Below are 11,440 nucleotides of genomic sequence, written 5' to 3'. Positions count from 1 at the left end.
CCCCCACCAACAACAACCCATTATATTCTGGGTCTTTTTTTATTTTTTTAATACCCCCCGCTTTTTTTTTTTTGTTGTCGGGTGGTGCCGTGGTGTTTCCCCGTCATTATAAATTGGCGGCAACCCCCGCTTTTCGCGAAGCCGGTAGCTGTCGCCACGGATGGTTATCACTGTCGAATGATGAAGCAGGCGATCAAGGATCGCCGTTGCCACCACGGGATCGCCAAACACGCTGCCCCATTCGCCCACCGAGCGGTTGGAGGTGATCAGGATCGATCCCCGCTCATAACGCCGCGACACCAGCTGGAAGAACAGATGCGCGGCATTGGCTTCGAACGGGAGATAGCCGAGCTCGTCGATGATCAACAGTTTCGGCCGCGACAGGGTCGTCAGCTGCTTTTCGAGTGAACCGTCGTCATGGGCCTTGGCCAGCATCGCCACGAGCGTGGCCGCCGTGACGAACTGGACGCTATGGTTCTGCCGGATCGCCTCGCGCCCGAGAGCCACCGCCAGATGTGTCTTGCCCGTACCCGGAGGTCCAAGGAACAGGACCGTGTCGCCATGGGCAATCCAGCGGCAGGTCGCCAGTTCCCGGACTTGGCGCTGATCCAGCGACGGCTGCGCGTCGAAGTCGAAGCCATCGAGTTCGCGCACAAACGGGAACTGCGCGATCTTGCCTGCCATGGAGATGCGCCGCTCGTCGCGCCGCGCGATCTCGCGCGTCACGAGGAAGGCCAAAGCCTCGCGCAAGGTCATTTGCGAACGCGCCGCTTCGTCCAGGAGCGTATCGAGCTGGTCCCGGATCGCGGTCAGCTTCAGCCGGTCGAGCTGAGCCACCAGCATCTCGTGATCGACCGTCGTCATCACCAGCTGCCTCCCACCAGTGCCTCATATTCGGCCAGCGGCCGCAACAGAGCGGAAGGCGCAACAATATCCGCCGGCGCCGATTGCACCGGCGCAGCAGCGCCGACCACGCCGGCAAGATGCGCGCGCTCGACAATCCGTTGGCGACGTCCGCGGCACAAGGCATGATCCGCCACCACCTCGCCCGCATGACGCACGATAACGCGGCCGCCCAGCACCACGACCTGGACGCTCTCCCCGATCAGCCGCCAGGGAACCGAGTAACTGTTCGTGTCCAGGTCGATTGCGCAATCTGCCTGGACCTTGCGCACGAGATCCCGCAGCTGCCCGAACGGCGCCCGTCCGCCCAGAGGGCGAAGCGCCACGGCCTCTTCGGCAAAGCGTTCCGCAGGAGCCACGCCGGTCGTGCCATGCACACGCTGATCGGCAATCTCGCGCGTCCACCGGTCCAGATGCGCCTCGAACGCCGCCCAGTTCTCGAACCGGCGGCCGGCAATCGCATTGTGCTTGACGTAGCCGACCCCGCGTTCGTCCTTTCCCTTCGTACGCGCCCGGTAGGGCGCACAAGCCCGTGGCGTAAATCCCCAGTAGCGGGCAAAGGCGTGCAGCCGCACATTGAAGCGCACCTCCCGCGTCGCCGCATCGTGATGTTCGACCAGCGCCTTCGGATTATCGAACAGCACTTCCGTTGGAACCCCGCCGAAGCGAAGGAAGGCTCCTTCCATCCCCTCCAACCAGTCCGCCTGGCGCTCCCGAAGCGAGGGACGGATATGCAGCCGACGCGAGTAACCCAGCGTCGCCACAAACAGGTGCACCCGAACACGCTCGCCGCCGATCCACGCCCGCGTGTCGCCAAAGTCGATCTGCATTTGATGTCCCGGCGCCGTCTCAAACCGAACCGTCGCGCGCTTCTGCACCCTCAACTCCCGACGCCAACCCTGCACCCGAAGCTCCACCGACCGAAGCCCTATAACGATCCCATGTTCGCTCTCCAGTTCCTGGCGCACCACATCGGCGTTGCCGCCATGGCGGAAGAAGCGCTCCCGCAGCCAATCGTCCAGCCCGTCAAACGCGGTCCGCCGCACAGGCTTGCGAAACGGAAAAGTCCCGCCCTCGCGCAGATACCGACGCACCGTGTTGCGCGCGCACCCGAATTCCTTCGCCAGCCGCTTCGCTCCCCAGCCAAGCTCATGCAGCCGCAGCATCGCTGCCACTTCTTCAGGCTGAAGCATCTCCTCTCCCTGCATCGTTCTCGACAATGCAGGAATCGCCGAAATCTCAACCGTCATCCATGCCTCCTCTCATAACCGAGGGGGTCAGTTCTTCATTTCGTCAGGGGGTCAGTTTCTCAATTCGCCCGACACCAGAATAAGCCAGTGGTTTGGGTAGGTGGAAGGTGGAAAATTTCCTCTGCCATTTGGTCGTACCATCGGGTTTGTGACCACGCAAAAAAGCTTAGCGTGAACATGGTAAAGATGCAGTAGACGAAGCCGATACCAACAAAGCCGGCAAGCGTGTAGATGGTTAGATTTTGTTGGAGCAGTATGTCACCCCAAATCTTCACATTTTCACGTCCCGTGTGGGCTAATATCGTTCCTGGCATGTTGTCGAGTTTTGAAGGCCGCAATAAGCCAAATGATGGCACCAGTGCCAAAGGCGTCCCGACCAGTTTGCGCGAGTGATATAACCATTCGAACCGCTCATCGTCGCCAGCTACCACTACGAAGCCGGAGTAGAGCAACGAACCCATCCCAAGAGTGGCGCTGGAACACCTTGGCAGATGAGAGCCCGTTGACGCCTCGGGCACATGTTACGGCTAACTAATGGAAGATCAATGTGCAATTCCTGTGGAATGATGGGGCAGGAATGTTTGGTAGAAAATTCTGAGCGGGTGATCGGATGACTGGCTCCCGCGACGCCCCCCCGGGTGCCACCTTCGTTTTCCTCACGTCCTGCCGCTCGGGTCGCCTTCCGTCCCAGAATCATAGCTCCGCGCGCGTATACGTAGGGGGTGCCAGTGGCGGTGGCGGGCATTTCGTGGGATTGATGCACTGAATCTGGGGCCGCGCCGGCCAGGGGGGGAAAAGACCATGAAAACCGCCATCACAGTACTCATTGTTCTGCAAGTCGCCAATTTGGCGGCCACGCTTGGGGCCGATTACTTTGGTCGTCGCCGCGCCACGGCTATTCGTTGCCTGATCTATGCCACGCACGCCATGGGCGAGCCGAAGGCTTGCACGGAGGCATTTCCACGGCCCGAGCTGCCATAGGACGCGCGTGCCTAGGCGCGACCCATTGCGGCGAGCGTCCCGAGGAAACAGGCCACAAATAAGCCCGCGCGCATGGTTTCCCTTCAGTGGGACGACAGTCACCAGAGCGCGTTCATGTCAGCCAGCATAACCGCACGGGCAGCCCTTCGGCGGTTGCCACTATCCAACCGCACTCCCTTGACCGTGTACCTGCTACTCAGGGGAGAGGTACATCTTGGCTTCCTTAGCGGCAGCCTCAAAGGCCTTTCGCACCACCTGAGGGTCAATCGGATCGCCCTCTAAATCTGACAGGCAGAGGGTCACCGCCTTTTGCCAGCGAGGTCCTCTCCGGGTCCACCTCTTGAGTTGCTCAAGGGCTGTCCTCGCATTGTTGCAGCCATGCCTGACGCCGGTTTCAGTCTTCACGAACACCGGAGGGACGAACCAATGGGTTGCCATGAGGGAACTTAGGGCGGCAGGAGCCGGTCGACCAACCGATCGGCTACGACACGCCGCCTGTCGCGGGGGACCAAGGTTTGGTCGCGTGAAGCAAAATAGCTCATGTGACTATCACGGTGAAATTCGATCCGGCTCACCATTATCCATTCGTATGCCATACGCCATATACTGTGTATTGAATGCGGCACCCGGTCGACCATCACCATCAACGATAATGATGCCTCCGTAGGCTTTGAGTCGACCTAGGAATGAAACTGCTGCCTCCGCCGCTGCGGGAGCCGGCATTCCACCTTGGACCAGCAAAGTTGCTCGATAGGACCAAAGTAAGCGGGTAAGCAGTTCGCCCCTGCCGGTAACTGAAATGGCAGCTACGTTGTCCTCCGCATACAGCCCAGCTCCAATGAGCGGTGAGTCACCTACGCGGCCGGGTGGCTTACAGGGCGGACCGCCTGTTGACGTTGCAGCGGCAAGACGACCATTCGAATCGCGCGCTACTGCACCCACAGTCCCGCGTGGACCCGCAGGCGCGGTCGGCTCCTCCTTACTGCATTCGCGCCATCGTTGGATCTCGCGTTCAACTTGGAACCACTCTTCAGGACAGCTTTCCAGCCCCGCGTCCAATGCAAATTCTCGAGCCCCTTCTCCTACGAGAAACGTATACTCACTTTCGAGTACCTTGCGGGCGGCTCGCACTGGGTTTCGGATGCTCCGCATACCGGCAACCGCGCCGTAACTGAGTTCTGAGCCGTCCATTATCGAGGCATCGAGCTCAACAAAGCCGGCGCGATTTATACAAGAACCCCGACCTGCATCAAACGCCGGATAATCTTCTAGGAAGCAGACAGCGGCTTCGACCACGTCTAAAGCACTTTTCCCGGCTTGAAGCATTGGCCAGGCGTGATTCAGCGCGCCAATAACACCTTCTCGATGAGCCGCATGCTCTGACTCTGGAATGTTTCCAGAACCACCATGAACTACCAGCGTGATACCAGCGGAGCTATGCTTAGGCCGCATTTCCCTCTCCACGAACCTTTGCGTTATGTCGGCATTAACAGCGCCAAACCGTAGAGCCTGAGAGGTCAAATTGCTCAAAGGGGCGGCAACCAAATTTGATTGTGAGCCTCTTTATGACGGGACGCAATCGTCGCGAATATTTGGTAGAAACTTCTGAGCGAGGGATCGGATAACTGGCTCGCGCGAAGCCCCCCGTGCCCCCTTCGGTTCCACCACACACCATCCTCAGGGACGCTTAGACAGCCTCGCTTCACCCGACGGTTGACGCGCCAGAGCCGTTTCTCGGTGTGGCTGGGGATTGCACCCTCGCGAGACCGAACGTGGGCTGGGGTTGCAATGGTCGGGATACCTGAGATCGGTTCTTATGTCAGTCGCACCCCATGGCACTTCGATCACCATGTTTCGCCGCAGCATGGCGGTACATCCTGATGAGAACGCGCGGATAATGTGTTGGCCTTGTAACCTGGAGAAGTTGAACAACTAAGCCCTCACACGCTGGGCGTCTCAAAATGTATAAACTGTGAGACGGTCCATTGACACGCCTCTTTTCATGTCTCATAAGTGCAGTCTCACAACGTTTAGACATTGGAAAGACCGCAGCACATGACCGACCTCGCATACATCCGGGTTTCATCTGTTGGCCAGTCTCTTGAGGTCCAGCGGGACAAGATGGTCGCGGCTGGGGTCGAGCCGAAGAACCTGTTCGAGGAGAAGCGGTCAGGGCTGGACACCGGTAGACCGGAGCTGAAGGCCTGCCTCAGGGCTCTTCGCAGGGGTGACACGCTCATCATTACGCGCATTGATCGGCTTGCTCGGTCAGCGACAGACCTCCTTAATATCGTGAAGGGGCTGGAGAAGGACGGCGTTGCCCTTCGGGTCCTCGACCAGCAGATTGACACCTCCACCCCAGCAGGCCGCGCCATGCTGCAGATGCTGGCCGTGTTCGCTGAGTTTGAGACCGCCATTCGGTCTGAGAGGCAGATGGACGGTATTGCTAAGGCCAAGGCCATCGGCACCAAGTTCGGACGCAAGGTCAAGGCGACCCCTGAGAGGGCAGCCGAGATCGTGACCATGCGCGCCGATGGCAAGACCGTCCCCGAGATCATGCGGGCCACGGGGTTGTCTAAGGCGTCGGTCTATCGGGCTCTGGGGCTGGCTGCGGCGGGTTAGGGTGAACAGTGGCATTACGGAGCCGAATAGGGTGACCACTACCCTATGAAGCGGCATTTGACTGCCAGCGGAACCCCAAGGTCTGGATAGGGACCACAGTGGCATTACGAAGCCGAAATCTCCTGACGCGTTTCTCCTAAGCCGAGCCGCAGAGTTCTCCCCTGTTGCGACAATCCGTTGCCTGTTTCGCTCCTTTCCGGGCGTGGAAGTGGCGCTTGACGGCTCGGCTTTGGTGAGATGCGACACCCAAGAATGTCTACTCGCTCGTCTGCGGGTCAGTGTCTTTCGGGGCGACAGTCGATTAGCTCGTTACGCGCGCCAGCGCACCCCAACCGCACCCTCAGTCGACCCCAACGGCACCGCAAGGACAGCCCGAGGGGATATTTTGCGGAAGCGACAGCCAAACCCACGAAAGGACCAGCTTGGAATACACCTCAGAAACCCTCGACAGCACCACGGGCGAAGTCGTCCAGGCATCGATAGGATCATGGATTACCATTACCGAATATGGAGTCGCCAAAGGGGTCGGTCGCAAACAGGTCCGCGATGTCCTGTCTCGGCTGGGCATTCTCCAAGATGAGATTGAAGACCACACTCCAAAACAGGCCTCGTTCACTGACAGGAGGCTCGTCACCCGTCGCCGGCTGACCACGAAGTCGGTTCGCGATGGCCTCGGGAAGCGTGTCTTCTCAGTCGTCGGTCGACCATTCGATGTCATATCACCCAAAGGGCAGGCATGGATCGACCATCGCTGGGCGGATGCTGTCCAGACAATCAAGACCGACATCACTTCCAGCCCGGTGGCGGTTGCTGCTCAGGTGGCGCTTGTCGAGTTCATGGTCGGTCGTCGACACAAGTTAGACGCGGAGGGACAGGTCAGATGGCTTGTCGACCATTTCCCGAGTGTCGCTCAGGCTGACATGAGCAGGATCACGGGAGCATCTGCTCGGATGGTGTCCCACTATGTCAGCAATCGTACTGACCAGATCAGCAAAGCCAAAGCTCAAATTAAGGTCACACTTAAGGTTCCCCGCAGGATGTCTTAGCAGACCGATATAATCGACATAGCATGTTGATCATACACAGGAGCGGACGGAAGTCCCTCCCCCTGATGTCTCAGCCTTCAGGCTACCTTCTGATGAACACCTTAGCTCTGTGGTCTGACACCTTAGAGTAATGGCCAGAAGTGAACCTGAAGGTGGGATGTTAAGGGGAGGCTTCCGCCTCTTTCTTCTGGTGGTCTCAGTCTGATGTCTCCAGCTCAGGGGAACCCCGGAGGTAACCTGAAGTGTCGTACACGGCACCTATTACACATGACGTTACACCGGCTGAAAATGACCATGCCAGCCTACCCTTTTCCAAGCGACAACCGAACAACAATCCCGAGAGGAACACGCATGAAATGACCGACGACGCACGACCGTTCGACAGGGCTCTGTTCCTGCATGAACGCGAGATCACCCAAGACGATCAGCACCACGACCCCGACGACGAGGGCAACGCCCTTGCCATCGCGACCGTCACGGCCAAGCGGCAAGCCAAGATAGCGCTTAGGGCAACCCAGGGCGACCGTACCGACTGGAAACAGCACCTAGTCAACGCCCCCGGCTATCGCAACATCCCCGACACCAAGCTCTCGCTTCGGATCAAACAGGCCCGCACCCATTCCATCAGGGCGGCGGCAGAGCGACGTGAGAAGCGGCGTGAGTTAGGTGTTGCCATCCACTACGGCCAGTTCGCGTGGAAGCGGCTGGGTAACGCCAAACGCGACCAGTTCGACCTAATCCGCAAGTCACTGGCTTGGCTTGGCCCGAGGTGGGACGCTAACCGGGACTTCGGCTGGTATGATGACGAGCGTAATGGCGGCCAGCACCTCGATCACCTCTTCCGCTTCGGGGCCGCCAAAGCACACCCGAGGACCCCTTGGGCTCAACACTGCAGGGAAGGCCTGTGAGGCAGTTTCTCCCCGCTCCCGCTGATTGGCCGACCCGAGATCAAGCGCTCGCCATCGTGGCGGCTTTGGACAAAATGGAGGAAGGTCGACCGTCCGAATTGGATCGTCATTCCGGCATCCCCGATGCCCTAATCGTGGCGGGGCGATGCTACGCCGTCTACGGCTACCGTGAGCTTGAGGCTGGGAATTTGATGAGGCGAATGGCCGAGCTGTACATGCGTCCGCGCAAGGCCAGCCGAGCCCCAGCCGTCGCGTTTCCCGAGGCCGACCACAACCCAATCCCACCCGTTCACAGCTACGGCCTCCAGCCGCGCCGCTGAGCCCCTAACACCGTCCCAACCACTACCAGAACCTCGCAACAATCCGTCGCGGGGACCACCACCTTTGAGGGGAACAACCATGTCCAGATACAGCGAAGACCAGATGAATGAGAGTGCCAGCCACAAGCCCACAGCCGCGCCGACCGCAGCCGAGTTGGCGATAATGAATATGACCACGGCCGAGCGTGAGACGCATATTGACAAGATGCGCCATGCCGCGGCGGTGGCCAACCACAATGACAAAGAGGCCCGGATGAAGGCCCAGATCGCAGCGGCGACCGAGGTCTCGTTAGCAGGCAACCAGTGGTATCAGGCGCAGCAGCGTGGTCAGCTCAGCCAGCGGGTCTCGATCAGCAATGGCAAGACGACCGTGGAGCAGCTTAATGCCAAGGCGGACCGCTCCAGCAGCGCCTTTGCCATTCCTCCTCGCGCGCTGGTCGACAGCCTTCCGGTGACCATCGGCGGCATTCAACTCGGCCCTAAGCAGGCCCGCCAGATGGTCGAGGCCGGCGAGATCAGCCCAGAGGATTATGGGGCTGCGGTTGAGCGGGCCGTTGCGCCCTACGGCTACGGGTCTTTCCGCTAAGCTCAATCGTCCAAGAACAGCCTTCGGGGGAAACCCCGGAGGTGGCGGTTGAGCAGGAAGACGACGATCCAGACCTTGATGAAGATCAGCGCCGGGAGAAAGCGGAGCAGAAGGAATACGACCAAATGGTCGCCACCTCAGACAAGGTCCTGAATGACTGGATGGCATCCCATCCTGAGGACGCGCGGCAAGAGGTGATCGACAGCTACATCGAAGGTGGAGAGATCGATGCCGCGACGGCCGGTGTTCAGGATGTTGAAGTCCAAATCATCGAAGCGAGCTTCACCAAGCACATCGAACGCAGCATCCTCTCTCCGCTGGGCCTGACCATGGCCCAGTGGCAAGAACATATCGACGAAGCCGATTTGCCAGCGTTCCGCAGGGCAGTCGTCAAAGGCGATTGGCAGCTCCTGACTACCCATGCCCGAGCAGCCGCCAAGATGCGTCTGGACCTCGGCATATAGCACCACCCCGGAGAGGGTTAGGTCGCCGCCCCGGTGAACCATTGCCCCAAGCTCAAGGCCCTCTCCGGGCTCCCTAAACACCCTTAGAACACCCCAACGGTCTGACCGTGGATCGGCTTCACAGCCCTCCCCGGCACAATCCCCTATCCGGGCACTTCCGCCCTCTACCAGCAGAAATGGAGAATATGCACCACATCGAACTAATCGGATCGTACACTTCCGCCGCGACATTATCCGGCGAGGAAATCAAGATCACTACAACGCGCAAAGATCCCGTGCCTGTCTTGTGTCGGGAACTGATCAAGCGAGGCATCGATCCCCAGGAGCGCGTCAAAGTGACTCGGGCAGGGCAGCCAGTTTGGAAGATTGATCTGACGGCCGGATATTGGGCCGGCATCGACATAACCGAACACGACCGCGACGGGCTGCGAACGGTGAAGTACCGGCCGTTCCCAGAGGGCATTTAAAGCCCAACGGAGAGACCACTGGACCGCTGCTGGGGTTTCGACTGGCCATTGTGCCAGCCGGCCTTAGCGGCGCTCCTGTCGTCTCGTAACTAAGGCTTGACGCATGAGGTACACCGCTGCTACCCATAGAGGTACACCATCATGGTGGCACCTCGCAAGAGGCGAACAACTTAAGCAACTGGAATATAACGGATTTCAGGCATTAGTTTTTCCCCGGTTCGATTTGACAAGTTGTCCGGCCCGGGGAGCCACCGCCTCTTCTACGCCATAGCGCGATATTGCGCGCCAGCGTGCAATTTCTCCCTACGCGCCGATCTCGTAGTCCTGCTTCCAGAGTGTCAGAGCATGGAGGACCGATGAAATCAGGCGTAGAATAGCAGGCTCGCCCGCCCACGCCTATTCGGCGGCCACCGCGCGGAAATACTGATGACCGGCGGCTTCGCGCCCGAGTGCGCCGTTCAGTTCGCCGCGGCGGCGTCCGAACGTTGCCGCCCGTTATTACTTGCCGTCGCTGCCTCAACGACAGCAGCTTACAGACGGGCGCGAGGTGTTCGTGGACGGCGGATTGCATAGCTTTGAGCCTGCGCGCGCGAGGCGTCGCTGGGACAAAGCGGAGAGGCCTCGCGCCAGATCTGCACATGCAAGATCTCAACGCCTACTCGGTTGAACATGATCCGCGTGGACGTCGCGCCTGCGGCGTTGCCTGGAGAATTTACCCCCGTGCCTCCTGCCGGTGGGGAGGCTTCGCACCGTTCGTGTCCTAGCTGTCGAGACCCCAAAGTTCCGGGTTCCGTTTGAAATACTCAGTTAGCATTTCGGTGAGCACCCGGACTTTCCGCGTAGGATGCTGACCCGGCGGGCGTACGACATACGCGGCCCCCGGAGGTACCGGATAGCGTGTCATGATCGGGACCAGCGCGCCCGAGGCCACATATTCATGTGTGATGCAATCGGGGAGCCAGGCGATGCCGAGACCTGCCGCCGCCGCCGCAGCAAGCGCCGTGGCGCTGTCGGCCTTGAACTGGCCCTGCGGCTGGACCGTGACAATCTTTCTGCCATCCAGGAACTGCCAGGTTTCTGTTCCCTGCATGAGGGCCTGATGGGTGACGAGTTCGTCCAGGGTCTCAGGTGACCCGTGCACCTCGATATAATCCGGGCTTGCGACAAGCTTTCCATGGATCGGCCCAACGCGCTTCGCGATCAAGTTGGAGTCCTGAAGGTAGGCGCCCCGGATCGCGCAATCGAAACCTTCGGCGATCAGATCGACGAAGCGATCGCTGTAGGAGGTATGGATTTGAAGCTTCGGGTGCAGACGCGCCATTTCCGCGAGCACGGGGGCGAAGTGGGTTGGGCCGAAAGTAAGCGGCATGGCAACCCTCAGGCGGCCGCGCAGCTCACCGGTGGGGAGGATCGTTTCCCTGGCCGTATCGATCTCCGCGCTAGCTCGGGCCGCATGGTCTCTGAACGTGATCCCCGCTTCCGTAAGCGCCGCGCCGCGGGTCGTTCGTGCAAGAAGCTGGACGCCAAGTTCCGCTTCAACCCGAAAGAGCCGCCGACTGACGATTGACTTGGAGACGCCGAGGCGGCGCGCAGCGGCCGATACGCCCCCTGCATCGGCCACTGCGACGAATGTCTGTAGATCTTCTATGTCCAATTCGGCGTTCCTCGTTTCGCGACACAGCTTGCCTGACTATGGCACTACCGCATCACCAAAAGGAACAGCAAATTGCGTCCAGGCAACGCCCGCCCGCTGGCGCATGTCTCCCATGAACCCGTCGCCGTCCATGGCGGCAGAGAAAGATTGCCGTCTGCGCATTTCGCTGATTGTGAGCAGCCATTTCAGGCGATCGTGAGCACGTATTTCACGCGATCATGAGCGGTCGCTTCGGCCGA

At 59.8% G+C, this 11,440-nt stretch carries 13 protein-coding genes; 7 read left to right on the top strand and 6 right to left on the bottom strand.

Translation table 11 applies throughout. The annotated features are described in order from the left end of the window. Positions 1-39: 39 nt before the first annotated feature. The 3 genes from istB to NKJ55_RS34485 are packed head-to-tail and all read right to left on the bottom strand — an operon-like array spanning position 40 to position 2,605. Positions 40-864 carry an IS21-like element helper ATPase IstB gene (istB, locus tag NKJ55_RS34495; RefSeq protein WP_352453792.1) on the bottom strand — a complete coding sequence of 275 codons (825 nt, stop codon included), beginning with the start codon at positions 862-864 and terminating at the stop codon, positions 40-42. Then, positions 864-2,153, bottom strand: coding sequence for an IS21 family transposase (istA, locus tag NKJ55_RS34490; protein WP_352453790.1), 1,290 nt, complete (start codon positions 2,151-2,153; stop codon positions 864-866). Before istA ends, istB begins: the two co-directional genes overlap by 1 nt. 59 nt (positions 2,154-2,212) lie before the next feature. Then, positions 2,213-2,605 (bottom strand): hypothetical protein, encoded by a 393-nt coding sequence (locus NKJ55_RS34485; protein WP_352453789.1) that lies wholly within the window; start codon positions 2,603-2,605, stop codon positions 2,213-2,215. A gap of 349 nt (positions 2,606-2,954) precedes the next feature. On the opposite strand from NKJ55_RS34485, the gene NKJ55_RS34480 reads away from it, so the two are divergent. After that, on the top strand, positions 2,955-3,134 hold the full coding sequence (locus NKJ55_RS34480; protein WP_352453788.1) for a hypothetical protein: 180 nt from the start codon (positions 2,955-2,957) through the stop codon (positions 3,132-3,134). A gap of 192 nt (positions 3,135-3,326) precedes the next feature. On the opposite strand, the gene NKJ55_RS34475 is transcribed toward NKJ55_RS34480, so the two are convergent. Then, on the bottom strand, positions 3,327-3,572 hold the full coding sequence (locus tag NKJ55_RS34475; protein WP_352453787.1) for a DUF982 domain-containing protein: 246 nt from the start codon (positions 3,570-3,572) through the stop codon (positions 3,327-3,329). A gap of 111 nt (positions 3,573-3,683) precedes the next feature. After that, on the bottom strand, positions 3,684-4,586 hold the full coding sequence (locus NKJ55_RS34470) for an isoaspartyl peptidase/L-asparaginase family protein (protein ID WP_352453791.1): 903 nt from the start codon (positions 4,584-4,586) through the stop codon (positions 3,684-3,686). 603 nt (positions 4,587-5,189) lie between these two features. Here NKJ55_RS34470 and NKJ55_RS34465 point away from each other — a divergent pair. The 6 genes from NKJ55_RS34465 (at position 5,190) to NKJ55_RS34440 (ending at position 9,547) form a co-directional block, all read left to right on the top strand. Beyond that, positions 5,190-5,756, top strand: coding sequence for a recombinase family protein (locus NKJ55_RS34465; RefSeq protein WP_352453786.1), 567 nt, complete (start codon positions 5,190-5,192; stop codon positions 5,754-5,756). A gap of 422 nt (positions 5,757-6,178) precedes the next feature. Then, positions 6,179-6,802: a hypothetical protein gene (locus NKJ55_RS34460; protein ID WP_352453785.1), complete on the top strand. Its 624-nt coding sequence runs from the start codon at positions 6,179-6,181 to the stop codon at positions 6,800-6,802. Positions 6,803-7,158: 356 nt separating this feature from the next. Continuing rightward, entirely contained in the window at positions 7,159-7,710 is a 552-nt protein-coding gene (locus NKJ55_RS34455; RefSeq protein ID WP_352453784.1) for a hypothetical protein, read from the top strand. A gap of 399 nt (positions 7,711-8,109) precedes the next feature. Then, complete coding sequence (locus NKJ55_RS34450; RefSeq protein WP_352453783.1) at positions 8,110-8,616, top strand: hypothetical protein; 507 nt, start codon at positions 8,110-8,112, stop codon at positions 8,614-8,616. A gap of 41 nt (positions 8,617-8,657) precedes the next feature. Beyond that, positions 8,658-9,080, top strand: coding sequence for a hypothetical protein (locus NKJ55_RS34445; protein WP_352453782.1), 423 nt, complete (start codon positions 8,658-8,660; stop codon positions 9,078-9,080). 185 nt (positions 9,081-9,265) lie between these two features. Then, positions 9,266-9,547 carry a hypothetical protein gene (locus tag NKJ55_RS34440; RefSeq protein WP_352453781.1) on the top strand — a complete coding sequence of 94 codons (282 nt, stop codon included), beginning with the start codon at positions 9,266-9,268 and terminating at the stop codon, positions 9,545-9,547. A gap of 760 nt (positions 9,548-10,307) precedes the next feature. Here the strand turns inward: NKJ55_RS34440 and NKJ55_RS34435 are convergent. Continuing rightward, entirely contained in the window at positions 10,308-11,201 is an 894-nt protein-coding gene (locus NKJ55_RS34435) for a LysR family transcriptional regulator (protein WP_352453780.1), read from the bottom strand. Between the last annotated feature and the right edge of the window lie 239 nt (positions 11,202-11,440).

This window comes from Mesorhizobium sp. M0106 (assembly GCF_040322715.1).
GTDB lineage: Bacteria > Pseudomonadota > Alphaproteobacteria > Rhizobiales > Rhizobiaceae > Mesorhizobium.
Note: the sequence above shows the minus strand (reverse complement) of the source record. Positions and strands in the feature narration are given on the sequence as shown.

What these genes read in the sequence shown, in the direction of transcription:
- istB (WP_352453792.1), bottom strand. Translation starts at nt 864, where the DNA reads ATGACGACGGTCGATCACGAGATGCTGGTGGCTCAGCTCGACCGGCTG.
- istA (WP_352453790.1), bottom strand. Translation starts at nt 2,153, where the DNA reads ATGACGGTTGAGATTTCGGCGATTCCTGCATTGTCGAGAACGATGCAG.
- NKJ55_RS34480 (WP_352453788.1), top strand. Translation starts at nt 2,955, where the DNA reads ATGAAAACCGCCATCACAGTACTCATTGTTCTGCAAGTCGCCAATTTG.
- NKJ55_RS34475 (WP_352453787.1), bottom strand. Translation starts at nt 3,572, where the DNA reads ATGGCAACCCATTGGTTCGTCCCTCCGGTGTTCGTGAAGACTGAAACC.
- NKJ55_RS34470 (WP_352453791.1), bottom strand. Translation starts at nt 4,586, where the DNA reads ATGCGGCCTAAGCATAGCTCCGCTGGTATCACGCTGGTAGTTCATGGT.
- NKJ55_RS34465 (WP_352453786.1), top strand. Translation starts at nt 5,190, where the DNA reads ATGACCGACCTCGCATACATCCGGGTTTCATCTGTTGGCCAGTCTCTT.
- NKJ55_RS34455 (WP_352453784.1), top strand. Translation starts at nt 7,159, where the DNA reads ATGACCGACGACGCACGACCGTTCGACAGGGCTCTGTTCCTGCATGAA.
- NKJ55_RS34450 (WP_352453783.1), top strand. Translation starts at nt 8,110, where the DNA reads ATGTCCAGATACAGCGAAGACCAGATGAATGAGAGTGCCAGCCACAAG.
- NKJ55_RS34440 (WP_352453781.1), top strand. Translation starts at nt 9,266, where the DNA reads ATGCACCACATCGAACTAATCGGATCGTACACTTCCGCCGCGACATTA.